The sequence below is a fragment of the Citrobacter freundii complex sp. CFNIH2 genome (assembly GCF_002880615.1).
Lineage (GTDB): Bacteria > Pseudomonadota > Gammaproteobacteria > Enterobacterales > Enterobacteriaceae > Citrobacter_A > Citrobacter_A amalonaticus_F.
The window spans coordinates 522,201-543,933 of record NZ_CP025757.1 but is presented as its reverse complement, the minus strand read 5'-3'; the positions used below and the strand labels follow the sequence as shown (position 1 = coordinate 543,933).

21 protein-coding genes are annotated in these 21,733 nt (G+C 56.1%); 5 read left to right on the top strand and 16 right to left on the bottom strand.

Translation table 11 applies throughout. The features are described 5' to 3' along the window. Positions 1-10: 10 nt before the first annotated feature. Genes WM46_RS02615 through WM46_RS02605 form a run of 3 tightly spaced genes read right to left on the bottom strand, consistent with a single transcriptional unit; the run spans position 11 to position 2,928 of the window. Complete coding sequence (locus WM46_RS02615) at positions 11-481, bottom strand: DUF1456 family protein (RefSeq protein ID WP_102601333.1); 471 nt, start codon at positions 479-481, stop codon at positions 11-13. Positions 482-527: 46 nt separating this feature from the next. Next, positions 528-1,247 (bottom strand): two-component system response regulator BtsR, encoded by a 720-nt coding sequence (gene btsR / locus WM46_RS02610; RefSeq protein ID WP_061074685.1) that lies wholly within the window; start codon positions 1,245-1,247, stop codon positions 528-530. Further along, on the bottom strand, positions 1,240-2,928 hold the full coding sequence (locus tag WM46_RS02605; RefSeq protein ID WP_102601332.1) for a sensor histidine kinase: 1,689 nt from the start codon (positions 2,926-2,928) through the stop codon (positions 1,240-1,242). The genes btsR and WM46_RS02605 overlap by 8 nt, the downstream gene beginning before the upstream one ends. Before the next feature lie 221 nt (positions 2,929-3,149). Here WM46_RS02605 and mlrA point away from each other — a divergent pair, with 221 nt between their 5' ends. Together mlrA and WM46_RS02595 are read left to right on the top strand one after the other, a co-directional pair. Beyond that, on the top strand, positions 3,150-3,881 hold the full coding sequence (mlrA, locus tag WM46_RS02600; protein WP_042318017.1) for an HTH-type transcriptional regulator MlrA: 732 nt from the start codon (positions 3,150-3,152) through the stop codon (positions 3,879-3,881). Between the two features lie 59 nt (positions 3,882-3,940). Then, positions 3,941-4,048: a protein YohO gene (locus tag WM46_RS02595; protein ID WP_044258671.1), complete on the top strand. Its 108-nt coding sequence runs from the start codon at positions 3,941-3,943 to the stop codon at positions 4,046-4,048. Here WM46_RS02595 and WM46_RS02590 read toward each other — a convergent pair. The 5 genes from WM46_RS02590 to bglX form a co-directional block, all read right to left on the bottom strand. Continuing rightward, positions 4,029-4,760, bottom strand: a complete 732-nt coding sequence (locus WM46_RS02590; RefSeq protein ID WP_061074687.1) for an ABC transporter permease — start codon at positions 4,758-4,760, stop codon at positions 4,029-4,031. The two genes, WM46_RS02595 and WM46_RS02590, sit on opposite strands and share 20 nt — an antisense overlap. After that, complete coding sequence (locus tag WM46_RS02585; RefSeq protein WP_102601331.1) at positions 4,744-5,691, bottom strand: ABC transporter ATP-binding protein; 948 nt, start codon at positions 5,689-5,691, stop codon at positions 4,744-4,746. The genes WM46_RS02590 and WM46_RS02585 overlap by 17 nt, the downstream gene beginning before the upstream one ends. Continuing rightward, positions 5,684-6,850: an ABC transporter permease gene (locus tag WM46_RS02580; protein ID WP_102601330.1), complete on the bottom strand. Its 1,167-nt coding sequence runs from the start codon at positions 6,848-6,850 to the stop codon at positions 5,684-5,686. Before WM46_RS02580 ends, WM46_RS02585 begins: the two co-directional genes overlap by 8 nt. A 15-nt stretch (positions 6,851-6,865) precedes the next feature. Further along, a complete protein-coding gene (locus tag WM46_RS02575; protein ID WP_102601329.1) occupies positions 6,866-7,783 on the bottom strand; it encodes an ABC transporter substrate-binding protein in 918 nt (305 codons plus the stop codon). A gap of 141 nt (positions 7,784-7,924) precedes the next feature. After that, positions 7,925-10,222 (bottom strand): beta-glucosidase BglX, encoded by a 2,298-nt coding sequence (gene bglX, locus WM46_RS02570; RefSeq protein ID WP_102601328.1) that lies wholly within the window; start codon positions 10,220-10,222, stop codon positions 7,925-7,927. A 216-nt stretch (positions 10,223-10,438) separates the two neighbouring features. Here bglX and dld point away from each other — a divergent pair, with 216 nt between their 5' ends. Beyond that, complete coding sequence (dld, locus tag WM46_RS02565) at positions 10,439-12,160, top strand: D-lactate dehydrogenase (protein ID WP_102601327.1); 1,722 nt, start codon at positions 10,439-10,441, stop codon at positions 12,158-12,160. A gap of 114 nt (positions 12,161-12,274) precedes the next feature. Next, entirely contained in the window at positions 12,275-12,829 is a 555-nt protein-coding gene (locus tag WM46_RS02560) for a GNAT family N-acetyltransferase (protein WP_061074693.1), read from the top strand. Positions 12,830-12,966: 137 nt separating this feature from the next. Here the strand turns inward: WM46_RS02560 and pbpG are convergent, their stop codons facing one another. Beyond that, positions 12,967-13,914, bottom strand: a complete 948-nt coding sequence (gene pbpG / locus WM46_RS02555) for a D-alanyl-D-alanine endopeptidase (protein WP_061074694.1) — start codon at positions 13,912-13,914, stop codon at positions 12,967-12,969. A 165-nt stretch (positions 13,915-14,079) separates the two neighbouring features. Further along, entirely contained in the window at positions 14,080-14,667 is a 588-nt protein-coding gene (locus WM46_RS02545) for a Yip1 family protein (protein WP_102601326.1), read from the bottom strand. Positions 14,668-14,830: 163 nt separating this feature from the next. On the opposite strand from WM46_RS02545, the gene WM46_RS02540 reads away from it, so the two are divergent. Beyond that, positions 14,831-15,406 (top strand): DedA family protein, encoded by a 576-nt coding sequence (locus WM46_RS02540; RefSeq protein WP_102601325.1) that lies wholly within the window; start codon positions 14,831-14,833, stop codon positions 15,404-15,406. On the opposite strand, the gene mdtQ is transcribed toward WM46_RS02540, so the two are convergent. The 6 genes from mdtQ to gtdA all read right to left on the bottom strand — a co-directional run bounded on the left by mdtQ (position 15,397) and on the right by gtdA (position 21,731). Next, positions 15,397-16,836 carry a multidrug resistance outer membrane protein MdtQ gene (gene mdtQ, locus WM46_RS02535; RefSeq protein ID WP_102601324.1) on the bottom strand — a complete coding sequence of 480 codons (1,440 nt, stop codon included), beginning with the start codon at positions 16,834-16,836 and terminating at the stop codon, positions 15,397-15,399. The genes WM46_RS02540 and mdtQ overlap by 10 nt on opposite strands. Positions 16,837-16,980: 144 nt before the next feature. After that, positions 16,981-17,919, bottom strand: coding sequence for a tRNA dihydrouridine(16) synthase DusC (gene dusC, locus WM46_RS02530; protein WP_102603762.1), 939 nt, complete (start codon positions 17,917-17,919; stop codon positions 16,981-16,983). A 197-nt stretch (positions 17,920-18,116) separates the two neighbouring features. Then, positions 18,117-19,310 (bottom strand): 3-hydroxybenzoate 6-monooxygenase, encoded by a 1,194-nt coding sequence (locus WM46_RS02525; protein ID WP_102601323.1) that lies wholly within the window; start codon positions 19,308-19,310, stop codon positions 18,117-18,119. Positions 19,311-19,324: 14 nt separating this feature from the next. After that, positions 19,325-19,969 carry a maleylacetoacetate isomerase gene (gene maiA / locus WM46_RS02520; protein WP_102601322.1) on the bottom strand — a complete coding sequence of 215 codons (645 nt, stop codon included), beginning with the start codon at positions 19,967-19,969 and terminating at the stop codon, positions 19,325-19,327. An 8-nt stretch (positions 19,970-19,977) separates the two neighbouring features. Further along, complete coding sequence (locus WM46_RS02515; RefSeq protein ID WP_102601321.1) at positions 19,978-20,679, bottom strand: fumarylacetoacetate hydrolase family protein; 702 nt, start codon at positions 20,677-20,679, stop codon at positions 19,978-19,980. Positions 20,680-20,693: 14 nt separating this feature from the next. Continuing rightward, complete coding sequence (gtdA, locus tag WM46_RS02510) at positions 20,694-21,731, bottom strand: gentisate 1,2-dioxygenase (RefSeq protein ID WP_102601320.1); 1,038 nt, start codon at positions 21,729-21,731, stop codon at positions 20,694-20,696. Positions 21,732-21,733: the final 2 nt, after the last annotated feature.

Here is a 21,733-nt window from a genome sequence, read left to right as displayed (position 1 = left end):
GCTTTCTATTTTAGCCTTTATTGCCGTGCAGACGCACCGCCAGCCCGCGCAGGAAATAACGCATAAACTGATCACCGCACTCGCGGTAGTTTTTATGATCCGGAGAACGCATCATGGCGGTAATTTCCGGCATTGAAACGCGAACGTTCTGCTGGGTCATGATCGCCTGAATATCATCCGTTTTCAGTGAAAAAGCGATACGCAGCTTTTTCAACACCGTGTTGTTATTCACCCGACGCTCAAGCGCCAGTTCAGGCGCCGAATCATCTTTGCCGCGCTTCTCGTAGATCAAGCCGTTCAGGAATCCGGAGAGGATAATATCCGGGCAGCGGACAAACCCGTCTTCATCTTCTTTGGTCATCCAGGTGTCGAAACCGGCAGAGGTGGATTCCATATCGGCCAGCGCAAGAATGCGCACCATGTCATTATTATTGGCTTTCAGGGTGTAGCGCAGGCTACGAAGAATATCGTTACTAAGCATAGAGCCTTCAACTGTCGATGATGCAATGGCGCGCAGTGTATCAGTTTTACAGACCAATCGCCTCTTTCAAACTTTTCAGATAGCGGCGGCTGACCGGAACGGTTAGCCCGTTACGCAGTATCAGCTCCGCCTGGCCGTTATCTTCCAGACGAATTTCCTGTAACTGCGCCATGTTAACCAGATATTGTCGATGGCAGCGCAGCAACGGCGTGCGGCTTTCCAGCGTTCTGAGCGTCAGCTCCGTAAAGCCTTCTTTGCCGTCGCTGCTGGTGACAAAAACACCGCTCATGCGACTGCTGACAAAAGCGACATCATCCATTTGCAGCAGATAGATCCGGCTATGGCCGCTACAGGGGATAAACTTCAGCGACTGCTGGTTTTCCGGTAATACCGATACGTCCTGTTTGCTCCGCTCCTGGCGCAGGCGGCTAAGGGTTTTCTCCAGTCGCGCCTCTTCTATCGGTTTAAGCAGATAATCAAAGGCGTGTTCTTCAAAGGCTTTAATCGCGTATTCGTCAAAAGCGGTCAGAAAAACAATATACGGACGATGCTCCGGGTCGAGCATACCCACCATTTCCAGCCCGCTGATACGCGGCATTTGAATATCCAGAAACAGCACGTCCGGATGCAGTCGATGCACCGCGCCAATCGCTTCAACGGCGTTGGCGCACTCACCGACGATCTCGATATCACTTTGTTCCTGTAACAGGATCCGCAGATTTTCCCGCGCTAACGGTTCATCATCCACAATCAGCACTTTAATCATGCGTCTCCTCCAGGGGCAGTCGTAGGGTTATTCGGGTAAAGCAATCTGGTTCGCAGACTACGCTAATACCATAATCATCACCAAACCGTTCACGCAGGCGCTTATCCACCAGATTCATGCCCAGACCGCTGACGTTTGCGGAGGGCTGATACAACCCGGCGTTATCTTCAATATCCAGCATCAGGTACTGCCCTTCCTGACGGGCGGTGATGGACACCTCCCCCGTCCCCAGCAGTTGCGACGTCCCATGCTTAATGGCGTTTTCGACGATAGGTTGCAGGGTGAAGGCCGGCAACTGTTGATGGGCCAGCGCATCCGGCACGTTTAAACTCACCTGCAACCGCGCCTGGAATCGCGCTTTCTCGATTTGCAGATAGGCATTCACGTGCTCAATTTCGTCGGCCAGCGTAACAATCTCCGACGGGCGCTTTAAGTTCTTACGGAAAAAGGTGGAGAGATCCTGCACCAGCTGGCTCGCCTGTTCACTGTCGCGGCGCACCACCGCTTTGATAGTGTTGAGCGCATTAAACAGAAAATGCGGATTGACCTGCGCATGCAGCAGCTTAATTTCTGACTGCGTCAACATCGCTTTCTGACGTTCATATTGTCCAGCGAGGATCTGCGCAGAAAGTAGCTGTGCAATCCCCTCACCCAGCGTTCGGTTAATGGAACTGAACAACCGGTTTTTCGCTTCATAGAGTTTGATGGTGCCCATCACCCGTTGGTTTTCACCGCGCAGGGGAATGACCAGCGTAGAGCCGAGCTTGCACTGCGGATGCAGCGAGCAGCGATACGGCACTTCGTTGCCGTCAGCGTAAACCACCTCACCCGTCTCGATGGCCCGCAGCGTGTAACCGGAGGAGATCGGCCTGCCCGGCAGATGATGATCGTCGCCAATCCCGGTAAAGGCCAACAGTCGTTCGCGATCAGTAATTGCCACCGCGCCGATATCGAGTTCTTTGTACAGCACCTGCGCCACCTTCATGCTGTTCACTTCGTTGAATCCCTGGCGCAGGATCCCCTCGGTGGAGGCCGCCACTTTCAGCGCCGTGGCGGAAAACGCGGAGGTATATTTTTCAAACATCGCCCGCTTGTCGAGCAAAATACGCATAAACAGCGCCGCGCCGACGGTGTTGGTGACCATCATGGGGGCGGCGATATTGCTGACCAGTCGGTAAGCATCGTCAAACGGTCGGGCAATCAGCAAAATGATCAGCATCTGTACCATTTCGGCAACAAAGGTGATCGCCCCGGCCGTCAGCGGATTAAAGACTTTATCGGTGCGTCCCCGCCGCGTCAGCACGCTGTGCACCAGGCCGCCCAGCAATCCTTCCACGATGGTGGAGATCATACAACTGAGCGCCGTCATGCCGCCCATCGAGTAGCGGTGCAGGCCCCCGGTCAGCCCTACCAGTCCACCCACGACCGGCCCGCCAAGCAGACCGCCCATCACCGCGCCAATTGCCCGTGTGTTGGCGATGGAATCGTCAATATGCAGACCAAAATAGGTACCGAGGATACAGAAAATGGAGAAGGTCACGTAGCACAGCAGTTTGTGCGGCAAACGAACGGTTACCTGCATCAATGGTATGAATAAACGAGTTTTACTCATCAGCCATGCGATAACCAAAAACACGCACATCTGCTGAAGCAGCAGCAACACCAGATTAAACTCGTACATACCTGCAGACCACACTTCGACTAAAACCGCGTAACATACATCGACTCGCGGGATCTGTCTTTGAACTGCTGCATAAAATGAGAAATTCGTAAGAGATATCACACAAAAATGCCCGTGTGCTGCTAAAACCCCCCTCACCTGAACAAAAAACAGACAAAACTACCTGGTTCGAAAAAGAGCGACTAAAGTTAGACTGGGACCTCGCGAGCAAGGATAAAATGATGGCGCTTTACACCATAGGTGAAGTGGCTTTGCTTTGTGATATTAACCCCGTTACGCTTCGCGCATGGCAACGGCGTTATGGATTATTGAAACCCCAGCGTACCGACGGGGGGCATCGCCTGTTCAATGATTCGGATATCGACAGGATCCGCGAAATCAAGCGCTGGATAGATAACGGGGTGCAGGTCAGCAAAGTCAAAATGCTGTTGAGCAATGAGAACGTAGACCTGCAAAACGGCTGGCGTGAACAACAGGAAACCCTGCTGCACTATCTGCAAAACAACAATCTGCACAGCCTGCGGGTCTGGCTGAAAGAGCGTGGCCAGGATTACCCCGCGCAAACGCTGACCACCCATCTTTTTCTTCCGCTACGCCGACGATTGCAGTGCCAACAGCCGACGCTACTGGCGCTGCTGGGGATCCTCGATGGCGTACTGATCAACTACATCGCCATTTGCCTCGCCTCTGCCAGAAAAAAACAAGGGAAAGATGCGCTGGTGGTGGGCTGGAATATTCACGATACCACCCGTTTGTGGCTGGAAGGCTGGGTCGCCAGTCAGCAGGGATGGCGGGTTGACGTACTGGCCCATTCGCTGAGCCAGTTTCGCCCGGACCTGTTCGAAGGGCGCACCTTACTGGTGTGGTGCGGCGAAAATCAGACATCGGCGCAGCAGCAGCAGTTGAATGCCTGGCGTGCGGAAGGGCACGATATTTACCCGCTTGGCATTTAATGATTCATTAACAGCTACGCTTCTCTGTATAATCTCTGGGTTAACATAAGGAGAACATCATGAGCATAGCGAAAATCGGTGTCATCACCCTCTTTTTACTCATGGCCATCGGCGGCATTGGCGGCGTGATGCTCGCAGGCTATACCTTCATTTTGCGTGCCGGCTAAGGTGCTGCACTAACCGTTCGAACAGGCGGTCTACGATGATCGCCGCCAGCGCGACCAGCAGCGCGCCCTGAATGACATACGCCGTATTGAACCCGCTCAGCCCGATGATAATCGGCGTACCGAGCGTGCTGGCCCCTACCGTCGAGGCGATAGTCGCAGTGCCAATATTGATAATCACCGACGTTCGCACACCTGCCAGAATCACCGGCGCCGCCAACGGCAGCTCAACCTTGCGTAACTGTTGTCCCGGACTCATCCCCATGCCGCTGGCAATGCTGCGCACACTTTCCGGGATCGATCCTATCCCCGCCAGCGTCGCCTGCAGAATGGGTAACACGCCGTACAGAATCAGCGCAATAATGGCCGGTTGCTGGCCAAACCCCATCACCGGCACCGCAATCGCCAGCACCGCGACGGGCGGGAAAGTTTGTCCAACGGCGGCAATGGTCTCTACCAGCGGACGAAACTCTTTTCCCCATGGCCGGGTCACCACAATCCCGGCCCCCACGCCAATCGCCACGGCAAACAGGCTCGACACCGCCACCAGCCAGAAATGGGCCAGCGCCAGTGCGAGAAAGCTCTCCTGCTGATAGACCGGACGTGGAAGTTCGGGAAACAGGCTGGCGAAAATCACCTGACTGTGCGGTAAACCTGCCAGCATCAGCAGGAAAAGCGCGATCAGCCAGAGCAGCGGGTCACGCCGTCGTTTCATGCGTCAGCGTCTCCGATAGCAGATCGCGAAAATGCAGTGTCCCGCAAACCCTGCCCTGCGGGTTGACCACCGGTAACACATCGCGGCCGTGCGCGACAAACGCCGAAAGCGCATCGCGCAGCGTCATCGCTTCCGTCAGCGCCTCTCCGTCAATATGCTCATCCCGGCGAACATAGTCCGCCACGGTTCGCAGTGACAGCAGTCGTACCCCCAGTTCACTGCGACCGAAAAACTGTTGCACAAAGTCATTCGTCGGGGCCGTCAGCATCGCCAACGGTGTCCCCTGCTGGACTATCTCACCGCCGTCCATCAGCACCAGATGCTCCGCCAGTCGCAGCGCTTCATCAATGTCGTGCGTCACCAGCACAATGGTTCGCCCCAGCAAACGGTGAATACGGGTCATCTCCTGCTGCAACGCCCCGCGCGTGACCGGATCCAGCGCGCCAAACGGTTCATCCATCAGCAGCACCTGCGGATCGGCGGCCAGCGCACGCGCCACGCCCACGCGCTGCTGCTGTCCGCCGGAAAGCTGGTGCGGATAGCGTTCGCGCAATCCCTCTTCCAGCCCGAGCAGCGCCATTAATTCATCCACCCGCTCATCCATTTTTCTGCGCGGCCACTTCAGCAGTTGCGGCACGGTGGCAATGTTCTGCGCCACCGTCCAGTGCGGAAACAGGCCAATCGACTGAATCGCGTAGCCCATCCGTCGGCGCAGTTCCAGCACCGGCAGACTGCGAATTTCCTCGCCAGCAAAGCGGATCCTGCCGCTGTCATGTTCCACCAGTCGGTTAATCATTTTCAGGGTCGTGGATTTCCCCGAGCCCGAAGTGCCAATCAGTACCGAGAAACTGCCTTCTTTAATGTGCAGATTCAGGTCGCTAACCGCGTTGTGCTCACCAAAAGCTTTACTTACGTGGCTAAATTCAATCATGGTGGGTTACCTTCAGCAGAGCGATCCCTAAATCAAACAGCGCATCAATCAGTACCGCCAGCGCGATAACCGGGATCACCCCCAGCAGCACCAGATCCACGGCACTGCTGAGCAGCCCCTGAAAAACCAGCGCGCCAAAACCGCCTGCGCCAATCAGCGCCGCGATGACGGCCATCCCGACGGTTTGTACCATCACCACCCGCAGGCTACGTAAAAAGACCGGCAAGGCCAGCGGCAACTGCACGTGAAGGAAACGCTGAACGGTGCTCATACCCATCGCACGTGCGCTTTCCAGAACATCATGGGGAACCTGATTCAATCCGGCCACCACGCCACGCACCAGCGGCAAAAGCGCATACAGCACCAGCGCGATCAACGCCGGTGTCATACCGGTTCCCGCCACACCCACCGAGGCAAGCCAGGGGAACGCTTTTACCAGTCCGGCAAGCGGCGCAATCAACAAGCCAAACAGGGCAACGGAAGGAACGGTCTGGATCACATTGAGGACGGTAAACACCGGTCCCTGGCGGGAGGGTGAAAAATAACATCCGATACCGAGGGGAATGCCAATCACCAGCGCGGGCAATACGGTCCCTGACAACAGCGTCAAATGTTGAGCCAGCGCATCATCAAAGACATCCTGGCGGTTAGCGTACTCTTTGAGCAATGAGAGGTCGTCGAACGTCCCCGTCAACAGGAGTATGACGGGAACAATCGCCATCTGCGCATGTAACACCCAGCGCCAGAGAGGTTGCGCGGTAATCCGCCGGATGGCATCACTACAGGCCAGCAATCCCAGCGCGAGCCCCAGCCACAGACCGCTTCCCACACTGGTTCGCGCCAGCGGCGTCCCGGTTTCCGCCAGATACGTCGCCGCCTTGCCTACGCTCCACAGCATCAGAATCACCAGCAGTTGCGCCACCACCAGCGTGCACACGGCTCCCTTTTTTCCCGGCACAAAGCATAATGCCAGCAAGGCGCAACCCGCGCCGGTGAGCATCGACACCGAACCGGGCCAGAGCGTCCAGAGCTGTCGTCCCTCGCCCGATACCAGGCGATTCGGCGCATAGTTTACAAACGGCAGCGCGACGGCAGCGGCTGAAAGAATAACCAGCAGCAACAGTACGCGCTGAATACTGACTTTTGACACGTCACCCAACCTTTTTCAGCCCTTTTACTTCACCCATCCCTTTTGTTTCAGATAGTCCGCCGCCACTTTTTTGGCGTCTAACCCTTCAACGGCAATGCTGGCATTAAGTTGTTGCAACGTTTTTTCATCGAGGCTGGCAAACACCGGTTGCAGCCATTCCGCCATCTGCGGGTACTCCTTCAGTACCGCCTCACGCACCACAGGCGCTGGCGCATAAATGGGCTGAACGCCTTTAGGATCGCTTAAGGTCTGTAAGCCCAGCGCGGCGACCGGACCATCCGTACCGTAGGCCATCGCGGCGTTGACGCCGGACGTTTGCTGCGCGGCCGCTTTAATGGTCACGGCGGTGTCACCGCCCGCCAGCGAAAGCAGTTGCGCCTGACTGAGTTTGAAATCGTAGGCTTTTTCGAAAGCGGGCAGCGCGTCAGCACGCTCGATAAATTCAGCGGAGGCGGCCAGTTTGAAAGTGCCGCCCTCTTTCAGATAGCGCCCGAGATCGGCCAGTGAAGTGAGTTTATTTTTTTCGGCGACATCGCTACGTACCGCGATAGTCCAGGTATTGTTGGCTGGCGCCGGCGTTAACCAGACCAGCTTATTTTGCTCTGCATCGAGTTTTTTGACTTTCTCAAAGCCTGCTTGCGCGTTTTTCCACGCCGGATCGTTTTCATCTTTGAAGAAGAACGCGCCGTTACCGGTATATTCAGGGTAGATATCCAGTTCGCCCGAGGTGATCGCGCCGCGCACGACCGGCGTGGTCCCCAACTGGACTTTATTGACCGTTTTGACGCCGTGGCTTTCCAGCACCTGCAAAATGATGTTGCCGAGCAGCGCACCTTCGGTGTCAATTTTCGATCCGACCTTCACCGGCGACGCCGCCTGCAAGGGTAAGCTCATTGCCGCTAACAGCGCCAGCGAACCGGCCCAAATCTTTGAGATTGTCATGATGCTTTCCTCATCTTTTTGCCGCCTTTTTCAGCGACTTGAGGGGAAAGCATAGTCGAAAAGTGTTCTGTTAACCCGACATTTCCGTTTTTTCACGGTACCCACAAGGGGGAACCCATGCCTAAGTTCCCCCTGTAACGGTTACAACAATTCAAACGATCCCTGCTTCACGCGGGCAGAATCGACGCCGATAAAGACGTTGAACTTGCCGGGTTCGGCGTCGAACTTCATCTGCTGATTCCAGAACTTCAGCGCATTGATATCAATCGGGAAACTGACGGTCTGCGTTTCGCCAGGTTTCAGGTTCACTTTCTTAAAGCCTTTCAGCTCTTTCACCGGACGACTCAGGGAAGCCGTGACGTCCTGCACATACAGCTGAATCACCGTCTCACCTTCACGCTTGCCGGTGTTGGTCACCTTCACACTCGCCGTCACGCTGCCGTCGCGTTTCAGGGTTGGCGCAGAAAGCGTCACGTCAGAAACGTCAAACGTGGTGTAACTCAGACCATAACCAAATGGATAGAGCGGGCCGTTGGCTTCGTCAAAATAGCGAGAGGTGTATTTGTTCGGCTTGTCGGCGTTATACGGACGACCGGTGTTGAGGTGGCTGTAATAGGTCGGGATTTGCCCTACCGAACGCGGGAAGGACATTGGCAGTTTGCCCGACGGGTTGTAGTCGCCAAACAGGACATCGGCAATCGCGTTGCCGCCTTCCGTACCGGCAAACCAGGTTTCCAGAATCGCATCGGCCTGTTGATCCTCTTTCACCAGCGCCAGCGGACGACCGTTCATTAGCACCAGCACCAGCGGTTTGCCGGTCGCTTTCAGTGCCGCAATCAGATCGCGCTGGCTCTGCGGCAGTGTGATATCGGTACGGCTTGACGCTTCATGCGCCATGCCCTGCGCCTCACCCACCACGGCGACAACTACGTCAGACTGCTTCGCCGTCTTGACGGCTTCATCAATCATCTCCTGAGGTGAACGCGGATCCATCTTCACCGCCTCTTCGTACTGATTGAGGAAGGTGACAATGTCTTTATCGTTAGTGACGTTGGCCCCATGGGCGTACACCACTTTCCCCTTTGTACCGAGAGCATTTTTAATGCCGGTCAGCACCGTGATGGACTGATCGGCGACGCCTGCGGCGGACCAACTGCCCATCACATCGCGTTTGCTGTCCGCCAGTGGGCCGACAACCGCAATCGTCCCCGACTTTTTCAGCGGCAGCGTGTCGAGGCGGTTTTTCAACAGCACCAGACTTTCACGCGCCACTTCACGCGCCTCTTTCCGGTGCAGACGGCTTTCGGCGTTGGTATCCACCGGATCAGACTCTTTTGCCCCCAGATGGCTGTACGGATCGTTAAACAGCCCCATGTCATATTTCACGTTGAGTACGTGCCGCGCCGCGTCATCCAGCTCCGCCATTGTCACTTTGCCGGATTTGATCAGTCCTGGCAGGTACTTGCTGTAATACTCGTCGCTCATACTCATGTTAATGCCGGACTTGAGCGCCACACGGACGGCATCTTCCGGGTCGGAGGCGGTGCCGTGTTTAATCAACTCTTTGATCGCACCATGGTCAGAGACGGTAATGCCTTTAAAGCCCCACTTGTCGCGCAGAATACCTTTCAGCAGCCAGGCATCAGAGGTCGCTGGCGTGCCGTTCAGTGAGTTCAGCGCCACCATCACCGCGCCGCTGCCTGCGTCCAGACCGGCTTTGTACGGCGGCATATAGTCGTTAAACAGGCGCTGCGGACTCATGTCCACGGTGTTGTACTCTTTACCGCCCTCCACGGCGCCGTAGGCGGCGAAGTGCTTAACGCTGGTCATCACCGAATAGCGATCTGCCGGGCTTTTGCCCTGCATCGCTTCCACCATCGTTTTTCCCATAATGGAAGTCAGATACGTATCTTCGCCAAAGCCTTCCGAGGCGCGTCCCCAGCGCGGATCGCGGGAGACATCGACCATCGGCGCCCAGGTCATGTTCAGACCGTCGTCGGCGGCTTCATACGCCGAGATGCGTCCGACGGTTTTCACCGCGTCGAGGTTAAAAGAGGATGCCAGCCCGAGGCTAATCGGGAAGACGGTACGCTGGCCATGCAGCACGTCATAGGCAAAAAAGAGAGGGATTTTCAGGCGGCTCAGTTCCATCACCTGATCCTGCATTTTGCGGATGTCCTGACGGGTGACGGTGTTAAAAATCGCCCCCACCTGGCCATCTTTGATCATCTCGCGGATCGCTTCTTTCGGATTATCCGGGCCGACGCTGATTAAACGCAACTGACCAATTTTTTCATCGACGGTCATTTTCGTCAGCAACTGGGTGACAAACGCATCCCGCGCTTCCGGCGTCAGCGGATGGTTACCGAACAGCTCCTCCGCCAGCGCGGGTTGCACCGCCAGACTGACCGCGACACCTACAGAACATAGCCATTTCATGTTGATTCTCTCTTTCTCTAAAGCCCGACGTGGCAGCGAAAATATAACAAAAACCGCATTTTGCCATAAGCCTAAACGGCAGCGCGGCAGAAAGCTAAGGTTATTCTCTTAATTTTCAACGCCGCCAATTCAAAGACAGCGCGAATGAGAAAGCGTATTGTCATACAAAGCGCTATGCTTGAACCTGATATTTTGTCCCACCACAAGGAGTGGAGAATGTCTTCCATTACAACAACTGATAATAAAACCTTCCTGAATGAGCTCGCCCGCCTGGTGGGACATTCACACCTGCTGACCGAACCTGCTAAAACCGCCCGCTATCGCAAGGGCTTCCGTTCCGGTCAGGGCGACGCCCTGGCGGTGGTCTTTCCCGGATCGCTGCTGGAACTCTGGCGCGTGCTGAACGCCTGCGTCAACGCCGATAAAATTATCCTGATGCAGGCCGCCAATACCGGCCTGACCGAAGGTTCCACGCCGAACGGCAATGATTATGACCGCGAAATTGTGATTATCAGCACCCTGCGTCTCGACAAACTGCACGTGCTGGGCAAAGGCGAACAGGTGCTGGCGTATCCAGGCACCACGCTGTACTCACTGGAAAAAGCACTGAAACCACTGGGACGTGAACCGCACTCGGTGATTGGTTCATCATGTATCGGCGCGTCGGTCATTGGCGGGATCTGTAATAACTCCGGCGGCTCGCTGGTGCAAAGAGGCCCGGCGTATACCGAAATGTCCCTGTTTGCCCGCATCGATGAAAACGGCAAGCTGCAGCTGGTTAACCATCTGGGGATCGATCTGGGGCAAACGCCTGAGCAGATCCTGAGTCAGCTGGACGATGAGCGGATCAAAGAAGAAAATGTCCGCCACGACGGGCGTCACGCGCACGATCACGACTACGTCACCCGCGTCAGAGACATTGATGCCGACACCCCGGCGCGCTATAACGCCGATCCGGATCGCCTGTTCGAGTCCTCTGGCTGTGCCGGGAAACTGGCGGTCTTCGCCGTGCGTCTCGACACCTTTGAAGCGGAAAAAAACCAGCAGGTGTTTTACATTGGCACCAACCAACCCGAGGTGCTGACGGAGATCCGCCGTCATATTCTGGCGACGTTCAACAATCTGCCGGTAGCGGGTGAATACATGCACCGCGATATCTACGACATTGCTGAACAGTACGGCAAAGACACCTTCCTGATGATTGACAAGCTCGGCACCGACAAAATGCCGTTCTTCTTCACGCTGAAAGGCCGCACCGATGCGATGCTGGAAAAGGTGAAATTCTTCCGTCCGCACTTTACCGACCGCGCGATGCAAAAGTTTGGTCACCTGTTCCCGAGTCATCTGCCGCCGCGCATGAAAAGCTGGCGCGATAAATATGAACATCATCTGCTGTTAAAAATGGCGGGCGATGGCGTCGCTGAAGCACAAAGTTGGCTCACGGAATTCTTTAAAACCGCAGAAGGCGACTTCTTTGCCTGCACGCCGGAAGAAGGCAGCAAGGCCTTCCTGCACCGCTTTGCAGCGGCTGGCGCGGCCATTCGCTACCAGGCGGTTCATGCCGATGAGGTGGAGGATATTCTGGCGCTGGATATCGCTCTGCGCCGCAATGACACCGAGTGGTATGAACATCTGCCAGCGGAAATTGACAGCCAACTGGTGCATAAACTCTATTACGGTCACTTTATGTGCTACGTCTTCCACCAGGATTACATCGTGAAGAAAGGCGTGGATGCTCACGCGCTGAAAGAGCAAATGCTGGAACTGTTGAAACAGCGTGGCGCGCAATACCCGGCTGAGCATAACGTCGGGCATCTGTATGAAGCACCGCCCGCGCTGACCCGTTTTTATCGCGAAAATGACCCGACCAACAGTATGAATCCCGGAATAGGCAAAACCAGTAAGCAGAAATTCTGGAAAGTCCCCTCTTCTGATTAGCTCCAGCAACCAGGCCTGATGGCATGGGCTGGATTTGCGCGAAATATCGTGCAAAAGTAATGAGATGTACCGGAGTCGTAATGACTCCGGTTTTTCTTCGCAAAGGTGAGAACCATGTCTGTTGCCGATACGCTTTCTGATCACGATATCGCAGTGCGTGACGCGCTGCCCGACGACGTAGAGGCGATCTCCTCGTTATATGCGTGGCATGTGTTGAATGGTCGCGCCTCTTTTGAAGAAACGCCCCCGACAATCGATGAGATGCGCCGACGTATGCGTACAGTCGCGCAGTATGGTCTGCCGTGGCTGGTGGCGCTCTATCGCGGCGTGGTGGTCGGTTATTGCTACGCCACGCAGTATCGCCCGCGCCCGGCCTATCGCTTTACCCTGGAAGAGTCGATTTATGTCGATGCCAGCATGACCGGACGCGGCATCGGCAGCCTGTTGATGCAGACGTTAATCACCCGCTGCGAGGAAGGGCCGTGGCGGCAGATGGTGGCGGTGATAGGTGACGGGCATAGCAATCCCGGCTCGCTGCGGTTGCATAAAAAACACGGTTTCGAGATTGCCGGACAATTGCGTAGCGTCGGGTATAAGAAGGGAGACTGGCGGGATACGTTGATTATGCAGCGCCCACTCAACGAAGGTGACTGGACGCTGCCGGAGTAAGGTTTTGTTATCCATGCCGGATGACGGCATAAATGCCGTATCCGGCCTACGGTTGAGATATTTTCGTAGGCCTGATAAGCGAAGCGTCATCAGGCTATTTCCCAGGACGACTTCACCTTATTCGGCCTATAGCCGCATCAGTCGTTTTGCGCGGTTTGCTCACCCGCATTGCCGCCCGCCGCGGCCATCTGTGCGGCTTTTTGCTTTTTATAGCTCAATGCCGCTGCCGGAACCGGCATTACTTTCCCGGTTTCGATCCACGTGCGTAAACGACTGGCATCGGCAAAATGGGTGTACTTGCCGAATGCATCCATCACCACCAGCGCCACCGGTTTATTATTGATTACCGTGCGCATCACCAGGCAATGCCCTGCAGCGTTGGTGAAGCCAGTTTTAGTAAGCTGAATATTCCAGTTGTCGCGATACACCAGATGGTTGGTATTGCGAAACGGCAGCGTATACGCCGGGTTGGCGAAGGTCGCCATATCTTCACGCGTGGTGCTCAGTTGCCCAATCAGCGGATACTGCTTACTGGCGATCAGCAGTCTGGTGAGATCGCGCGCGGTCGACACGTTGTGAATCGACAAACCGGTCGGTTCCACAAAACGGGTCTGGGTCATACCCAGCGCTTTTGCCTTCGCGTTCATGGCGTTAATAAACGCGTTATAGCCGCCCGGATAATGATGCGCCAGGCTTGCTGCGGCCCGGTTTTCCGAGGACATCAGCGCCAGCAGTAACATATCTTTACGGCTGATTTCACTGTTCAGCCGCACGCGAGAGTAGATCCCTTTCATCTCTGGCGTCTGGCTGATATCCACTTTCAGTTTTTCGTCCAGCGGCAGCCGTGCATCAAGCACCACCATCGCCGTCATTAATTTGGTTATCGACGCAATCGGACGCACCAGGTCCGGATGGTTCGAATAGATCACCTTATTGGTGTTCAGATCCACGATCATCGCACTACCGGAGGCAATCTCAGGTTGAGACGCCGCGGCAGTCGCCGCCGTTTTTGCCAGCGCTTGCGGTGCAAAAGGCACAGCCAGCATCAGCGCCAGGCTCAGTATGGAAACTCGGAATTTCAGCATGATGAGATTTCAGAAAATGGTTCACGCGTGATGACACGCACCGCCGGAGTCAGGATGGCTCAGGCTAGCAGAGGAATCATAGCGAGCTAATGACCTTGCCGCCAGAAGAGAATCGTCAGGAAATGCTGCATTGCTGGCTTTTGCACCAACAATGCAGCACGGTAATCAGAACAAGCGATAGCCGTATCCCCAGAGGATGACGGTCAGCGCGAGCAGCACTTCCAGTACCAGTACGCCGATAGCCAGGGTCGAGCTGGAGAAACTCAGCCCTTCTTCCTTATTGATATTCAGGAATGTCGGAATGCCCAGATAAAGCAGATAGCCGGTATAGAACAGCGCTACCGTCCCGACAAATGCGCAAAGCCACACCAGCGGATACAGCGCCACCAGACCGCTGAGAAACAGCGGCGTCGCCACATAACCGGCAAACACCATACAGTGCGTCAAAGACGGACGCTGTGGATAACTCCGCGCCATCCACCAGATCACGCGCCCCATGATCGCCACGCCCGCCAGCATCACGGCATAGAACAGGACTGCCAGCACAAGGCCTGTAAACAGAGAAAGCTTCAGGATAGTGCCGTCGCCAAAATTCCAGCCGATTTGGGTCGTACCAATGAAGGCGCAAATGACCGGGATGGCCGCCATCAAAAGCACATGGTGGGTGTAGTGATGCGAAACCGTTTCGTTCTCGCTGTTGATCACCTGCATTTCACGATTGGGATGGGAAAACAGCCCCCAGACATGGTTCATACCGCCCCCTTGTTGTCAGCTGTGGACCTAACACTTCAAGTATAATTCAGCTTTGCGATTATTTATTGTACAGACAAAGAAATGCCGCCGCGCCTGATGGCCCTTTTTGAGCATCACGAATTCAGAGGGTGTATGCTTACATTCGTGGAGGTCATACAGACGTATGGATATAAACAGTCTTATTGCGCAATACGGTTATGCCGCGTTGGTGGTCGGGAGTCTGGCTGAAGGCGAAACCATCACCCTGCTGGGGGGCGTTGCCGCACATCAGGGATTACTCAAGTTCCCCCTCGTGGTCGTGGCCGTGGCCTTAGGCGGCATGATAGGCGATCAGCTACTGTACCTGTTGGGACGCCGCTTTGGTGGCAGGATCCTGCGCCGCTTTGCACGTCATCGTGACAAAATTCGTCAGGCGCAGAAGATGATTCAGCGTCGCCCGTACCTGTTCGTGATCGGCACCCGTTTCATGTACGGGTTTCGCGTGATCGGCCCGCTGTTGATTGGCGCCAGCCATCTGCCGCCAAAGATATTTTTACCGCTGAATATCCTCGGCGCACTGGTCTGGGCGCTGATCTTCACCACCCTGGGTTATGTGGGAGGTGAAGTGGTCGCGCCATGGTTACATCACCTCGATCAGCATCTCAAACATTGGATCTGGCTGATTCTGGCGGTGGTGCTGGTGATCGGCGCTCGCTGGTGGCTGAAGCGCCGCAGTAAGGCGAAGAAGGCTCAGGAGTGATGATAGCCGCCGCCGAGCGCGCTGGTAAGCTGGATGGACGCATCCAGCCACTGACCGTGTAAAATCAGTCCGTTACCCTGCTCGCGCAGCGCGGGTATTCTGGCCTTGCTGACGAGAGAGCCAGCGATAATCCCGGCGTCATAGCGCGCCTGCGCCAGGCTGACCACCCGATCGGCATCATGTTCAATCTGCTGCTGATGCTGATTTTTCTGCATCAGCGTCGCCACCTGACTGGCCGTGCGCGCCACGTCGTTCACCGCATCAACCACCGCTTTGTTATAACTGGCGATCGACAAATTGTTCTGCGCCTGGGCGATATCAAGGTTTGCATTCAGTCTGCCACTGTCGAAGATCGGCAGCGTCAGGCCAGCGGTCACGCCCATCTGTTGGGCGGAACTGCGGAACAGATCGCTCAGATGCAGCGCATCCTGTTGCAAAAAGGCCATCAGATTGATGTCGGGATAGAACGCCGCTTTCGCCGCCTCCACGCTGCTCATGGAGGATTCAATCACCCAGTGCGCCGCCTGCAAATCCGCTCTGCGCGCCAGCAGGGCGTAGCCCAGTTGTCCAGGAAGCTGGCTCTCCACCTGCGGCAGGCTCACTTCATGCAGTTTCAGCGATGTCGATTGCGTGTTGGTCAGCGCGCTCAGACGCGCCTCAATGACCTTCATCTTCCCGGCGATATCATTCAACTGCTGCTGAGTTTTACCGTCATCAATATCCGTTTCCACACCTTCCACCGAAGAGGTGATGCCGTTCTGGTACAGTTGGCGATCGGTATCAATGATGTTGCGCTGCTCCCGTTCAATTTGAGTCAGCAGCTTGCTGAGCGCCGCATCTGTTTGCCATTCCCAGTAAAGCCGCGTAACGCCGCTGGCTAGCAGTTGGCGGGTCTGCTCACGTTCAGCTTCCCGCGCTTTCACCGCCCCGATGCGCGCCGTCACTTCCGCACGGTTCTTACCCCACAAATCGAGATCCCAACCGGCTGTCAGGCCAAACGTACCGTTGGTGTACCACGGCCCGGTCGTGCCTGCGGCCGGATCGGTAAGCGCAAACGGCCCCATGACCCCTTCTGCTGACATTTTCTGCCGTTCAGCATTCGCAGAGAAATCAACCTGCGGCCCCCCCTGCGCTTCGACCGCTTTGGCCTGCGCTTCGGCCAGCGTGATCCGCTGTTCCGCCACCTGCATATCCGGGGAACTGGCGATCGCGTTCTTCACTAACTCGTTCAACTGTGCGTCATGATAATCCTGCCACCACTGGCTCCCGGGCCACCCGTTATTCAGCGCCGGAGGCAGCGTTGAATCCACATGAGAGGCGGGAGGTCGCTGAGTCAGCGTCGGTTGGCTGTCATGCATGGGGGCACATCCCGCGAGCAAAACAGCCAGCGGAAAGCACGCTGTCAGCGCGTGAAAAGAGTAACGAGTCATGAAGATATTCTGCTAAGAAAAGGTGTGCGGAGCTTACCCGTTGTTGTGACCGGTTTTTTAGTTACGCGTGGCATAACATCTTCGGCAATGAAAAGTCACACCTGGCAAAATATATTCCAGCGGAATATAAACACTTCAATAATATTAAACTTCAATCGACTGGATCGCGCGGGCAATATCCGGTGAATGATTTAACGCGCGAATATCCTGAAAGACATCCGTGGCCTCACGGTATTCCTTACGCAAATAACCCAGCCATTGTTTAATACGCGCAACGTGATATAAGCCGGTGTCGCCCTGTTTTTCCAGACGGGTATACTTTTTCAGTAGCTCGACAACCTGCGGCCATGGCATTCGCGGCTCGTTATACTTCACCACCCGACTGAGATTGGGAATGTTCAATGCTCCGCGACCAATCATCACCGCGTCACAGCCGCTAACGGCCAGACATTTCTGAGCGCTTTGCCAGTCCCAGATTTCACCGTTGGCAATCACCGGAATAGACAGCCGCTCGCGAATTTCGCCAATCGCCTGCCAGTTGATGTGCTCCGCCTTATAGCCCTGCTCTTTGGTGCGCCCGTGTACGACCAGTTCGCTCGCCCCGGCTTGCTGGACGGCATCCGCAATCTCAAACTTCTTGTCGCCGCTGTCCCAGCCCAGACGCACTTTTACCGTCACCGGCAGATGCGCGGGCACCGCTTCACGCATCGCTTTCGCGCCCTGGTAGATGAGTTCAGGATCCTTGAGTAACGTCGCCCCGCCGCCGCTGCCGTTCACCATTTTTGACGGGCAACCGCAGTTTAAATCGACGCCGTAAGATCCCAGTTCCACGGCGCGAGCCGCATTTTCCGCCAGCCACTGGGGATACTGCCCCAACAGTTGCACACGGACTAAGGTGCCGGAAGGGGTCCGGCTGCCGTTGAGCAACTCAGGGCAGAGACGATGAAAGACTTTTACTGGTAAGAGTTGATCCACCACGCGCACAAACTCGGTGATGCAAAGATCATAATCATTCACTTCCGTCAGAAGTTCGCGCACCAGTGAATCCAGTACGCCTTCCATCGGCGCCAGTAAAACCCGCATATCGTCACCCGCAAAAAAAAGAGGCGCTATCATAGCGCCTCTGTGCGATGAGCAAAACCTTTTGCCGGATGACGGCGTAAAGCGCCTTATCCGGCCTACATTCCATCCTGCTGGTAGACCGGGCAAGCGAAGCACCTACATTCCATCCTGCTTGTAGGCCGGGTAAGCGAAGCGCCTCCCGGCAAAGGCCCTTTTTCTCAGCGTGGCAGAAGACAGTTATCTTCTTTCCAGCCGTACAGCCATTCCATGCCGCGATAAAACTCCGCCTGTGATTTGCCTTTCCACAACAGATTTCGCACCTGGCGCTCCACGCCTGCCGCGTGATAGACGCGCCCCATTTCGCGGGTCGACCAGACGATGCGCGCCGTGCGTGGAATGCGCACCGACTCATACAGCGCAAAGGCTTTCGCCGCATCGCCGTCGCACTGCTCCAGCGCTTTACCCAGCGTGACAGCATCTTCCAGCGCCATACAGGCCCCCTGCGCCATGTACTGCGCCACCGGGTGCGCGGCATCGCCCACCAGCGTGATATGTTCGGTGCCCCATTTCTCCACCGGTTCGCGATCGGCGGTTGACCAGCGACGCCAGGTCGTGGGTTTATCCAGCATCTGCCGCGGGCGCGGATGGATCCCGGCGAAATACGACAGCACTTCTTCCTTACTGCCGTCTTTCACGCCCCACTCCTCCTGATGACGACTGTGGAAGGTGACGACCAGGTTGTACTGCTTACCGCCGCGCAGCGGGTAGTGCACGAGGTGGCAGTGCGGTCCGGCCCAGAGCACTGGCGCGTTGATGCGCAGGTCTTCCGGCATATCCGCACAGTCAATGACCGCACGGTAGACTACGTGACCGGTCACCCGCGGCGAATCGCCCAGCAGACTCTGACGCACCACCGACTTCACGCCGTCACAACCGACCAGAATATCGGCGGTCCAGCTATTCCCTTGCTCGTCGAACACCGTTACGTCGTCCGCCGTCTGACGAATGTCGACCACATTGGTCGAGGTCCGGTACTCAACGTTCGGATGCGTCAGTACTGATTCCCAGACGGAAGCGTGAATATCGACCCGGTGGATGACCGCGTACGGACCGCCGAAGTGGTCGCGAAAGGCCTGTCCGGTCTCGATGTGCACCACTTCTTCCGCGTTCACGGCGTCCATCATGGTGATGTGATCGGTAAACACCGCACGCTGACGCGCGACGTCGCCGACGCCGAGGCTGTCCAGCGCAGAGAAGGCGTTTGGACCGAGCTGAATACCCGCGCCGATCTCGCCAATTTCATGGGCTTTTTCCAGCAGCATCACTTTGATACCCTGACGCGCCAGCGAAAGCGCGGTGGCTGCCCCGCCAATTCCGCCGCCGACAATAATTGCGCTCGTCACTTTAGCCATTGTCATTCTCCTTCTCAGGCTGAGATTTTATCTTGTTGATTTTCCGGGGCGGCGGCGATGAACGCCGGGAGCTGTGTGCAGGCATCATACACGGCTTTGCAGCGCGGATAGCCGCTCAGATCGCACCCCATTCTTAACGCATTCGCCCATTGCGGGACCAGGCAGCAGTCGGCAAGCGTCGGTGCATGACCCACGCAGTAGTTCTGCGACTGACTCTGACGCAACAGTTGTTCGACGGCGCTTAACCCCTGCTGGATCCAGTGCGCGTACCAGCGTTTTTTCTCTTCTTCACTGACCTTCAGTTCCTCGCTCAGATAGCGCAACACCCGCAGGTTATTCACCGGGTGAATATCGCAAGCGATGGCATAGACGATCTCCAGCACCTGCGTGCGCGCCGGATCGCTGACGGGCAGCAAACGTGATTGCGGAAAATGCCGGTCCAGCCAGTCGATAATCGCCAGCGACTGGCCCAGCGCTTCGCCATCATCGGTCACCAGCGTCGGTACCAGCCCCACCGGATTCATCCGCCGGTAGGCCAGTTCATTTTGCTGACCGATACGGATATTGACGCCCACCGTGTGGTAGTCGATCCCCTTTAATGCCAGCGCGATACGCACGCGGTACGACGCCGAACTGTTAAAAAAACTGTACAGCTTCATACATCACCTCAGACAATCTTCACAGCGACAGGCGTCAGTCCGTCCACGCCACCGGTGATCACATCCCCTTTCACCACGGCGCCAACGCCTTCCGGCGTGCCGGTGAAGATCAGGTCGCCCGGTTGCAGTTCGAAGAAGCCGGACAGATAGCTGATCGTTTCATTCACCGACCAGATCAGATGGCGGATGTCGCTGCGCTGATGATCGTCGCCGTTCACCTGTAACCAGATAGGCGCGGAAGTGATATCTGCAATTTCATCCGCCTTATGCAGCGGCGCGATGGGCGCAGAAAGATCGAACGCTTTGCCGATTTCCCACGGACGCCCCATCTGACGCATCTCCATCTGGCGATCGCGGCGGGTCATATCCAGCCCGGTGGCATAGCCCCAGATATACTCATGGGCGTTTTCTAACGGGATATCGCTGCCCTTTTTGCCGATGGCGACCACCAGCTCAATTTCATAGTGATAGTTATCCGTTTGCGCCGGGTATGGCAGCGCTAACGTTTCGCCTGCGGCTACCGGCACAATCGCATCGGCAGGCTTACAGAAAAAGAACGGCGGCTCACGGTCCGGATCAAACCCCATTTCGCGGGCATGGGCGGCATAGTTACGCCCTACGCAGTACACGCGACGAACGGGGAACTGCGCATCGCTGCCGACAACCGGTACGCTGATGGGGGCCTGTGGTGCAAATACATACTGAGTCATAGCTCTCTCCCAAATTAATAGCGGGCTTCGCGGAACAACCCGAGGGCTTCCTGTACCGGTCGGTCCGAAAAACTGAATAAAACGGTTTCATCGGTGGTGTTGAACGACACGTCGTGCCAGGTCGGAACCACAAAAATATCTTTGGCTGAGAAATGGAACGTCTCGTTGCCGACGGTGACATCCCCCGCCCCTTCAACCACGTGATAAATGGTGCTGTCAGTGGTACGCGCCACCCGCGAGGTAAAGCCTTTTGGCAACAGTTGCAGGAACGTCCCCATCGATGGCATCGGGTAGCCGCCAGTCACCGGGTTGACATAGCGCATTTTGTAGCCATCCCACTCATCGGCATCGCCGAGACGAGTCAGGTCGTGCAGCGCTTCACGACTGCGGTCATAGCGATAGTTGAAAATCGGTGATGAATTGCCTTTCTGATGGCGCAGCGGCAGCATGTTGGCGGCATAGCGCGGCAAGTAGTCTCCCTCTTTACGCGAGACCGCCTGCTGATCTTCCGGGTAATCCTCGGCAAAGCCGCAGCCCAGAATGTTAACCAGCGGCAGATCCAGACCGTCCAGCCAGACCACCGGCTCATCACCAGGGTTGCCGTGGTCGTGCCATTGCCACTGTGGGGTCAGAATAAAATCGCCAGTGTGCATCTGGGTCCGCTCGCCGTCCACGGCAGTAAATGCCCCTTTCCCTTCCACAATAAAGCGTAACGCCGACTGGTTATGACGATGGCTGGGGGCGACTTCGCCCGGCATGATTAGCTGCAGTCCCGCGTAGAGCGTTGACGTTATAGAGGACTGACCGCGCAGCATCGGGTTTTCCAGGACCAGCACGCGACGAATCGCCTCTTTCGCGCCAATCAGGTTGCCGCTTTCCAGCAGCAACGGCCGAATTTCCTGGTAGTTCCAGTAGGCTGGCGCACAGGTCGGATTCGGCGTTTGCGGAACCAGATGGTGCAGCGATTCCCACAGCGGGGTCAGATTCTGCCCCGAAATATGCTGGTAAAACTGCTGACGGCTGTTTTTAACATCCTGATTATGTTCTGACATAG

Bases quoted from the DNA above. Each gene is read 5' to 3' on its own strand.
- WM46_RS02515 (WP_102601321.1), bottom strand. From the start codon at position 20,679: ATGACTCAGTATGTATTTGCACCACAGGCCCCCATCAGCGTACCGGTT.
- WM46_RS02540 (WP_102601325.1), top strand. From the start codon at position 14,831: ATGGATATAAACAGTCTTATTGCGCAATACGGTTATGCCGCGTTGGTG.
- mlrA (WP_042318017.1), top strand. From the start codon at position 3,150: ATGGCGCTTTACACCATAGGTGAAGTGGCTTTGCTTTGTGATATTAAC.
- WM46_RS02590 (WP_061074687.1), bottom strand. From the start codon at position 4,760: ATGAAACGACGGCGTGACCCGCTGCTCTGGCTGATCGCGCTTTTCCTG.
- maiA (WP_102601322.1), bottom strand. From the start codon at position 19,969: ATGAAGCTGTACAGTTTTTTTAACAGTTCGGCGTCGTACCGCGTGCGT.
- dusC (WP_102603762.1), bottom strand. From the start codon at position 17,919: ATGCGGGTTTTACTGGCGCCGATGGAAGGCGTACTGGATTCACTGGTG.
- WM46_RS02615 (WP_102601333.1), bottom strand. From the start codon at position 481: ATGCTTAGTAACGATATTCTTCGTAGCCTGCGCTACACCCTGAAAGCC.
- WM46_RS02595 (WP_044258671.1), top strand. From the start codon at position 3,941: ATGAGCATAGCGAAAATCGGTGTCATCACCCTCTTTTTACTCATGGCC.
- bglX (WP_102601328.1), bottom strand. From the start codon at position 10,222: ATGAAATGGCTATGTTCTGTAGGTGTCGCGGTCAGTCTGGCGGTGCAA.
- WM46_RS02605 (WP_102601332.1), bottom strand. From the start codon at position 2,928: ATGTACGAGTTTAATCTGGTGTTGCTGCTGCTTCAGCAGATGTGCGTG.
- WM46_RS02560 (WP_061074693.1), top strand. From the start codon at position 12,275: ATGTCTGTTGCCGATACGCTTTCTGATCACGATATCGCAGTGCGTGAC.
- pbpG (WP_061074694.1), bottom strand. From the start codon at position 13,914: ATGCTGAAATTCCGAGTTTCCATACTGAGCCTGGCGCTGATGCTGGCT.
- WM46_RS02545 (WP_102601326.1), bottom strand. From the start codon at position 14,667: ATGAACCATGTCTGGGGGCTGTTTTCCCATCCCAATCGTGAAATGCAG.
- gtdA (WP_102601320.1), bottom strand. From the start codon at position 21,731: ATGTCAGAACATAATCAGGATGTTAAAAACAGCCGTCAGCAGTTTTAC.
- mdtQ (WP_102601324.1), bottom strand. From the start codon at position 16,836: ATGACTCGTTACTCTTTTCACGCGCTGACAGCGTGCTTTCCGCTGGCT.
- WM46_RS02525 (WP_102601323.1), bottom strand. From the start codon at position 19,310: ATGGCTAAAGTGACGAGCGCAATTATTGTCGGCGGCGGAATTGGCGGG.
- WM46_RS02585 (WP_102601331.1), bottom strand. From the start codon at position 5,691: ATGATTGAATTTAGCCACGTAAGTAAAGCTTTTGGTGAGCACAACGCG.
- WM46_RS02575 (WP_102601329.1), bottom strand. From the start codon at position 7,783: ATGACAATCTCAAAGATTTGGGCCGGTTCGCTGGCGCTGTTAGCGGCA.
- dld (WP_102601327.1), top strand. From the start codon at position 10,439: ATGTCTTCCATTACAACAACTGATAATAAAACCTTCCTGAATGAGCTC.
- btsR (WP_061074685.1), bottom strand. From the start codon at position 1,247: ATGATTAAAGTGCTGATTGTGGATGATGAACCGTTAGCGCGGGAAAAT.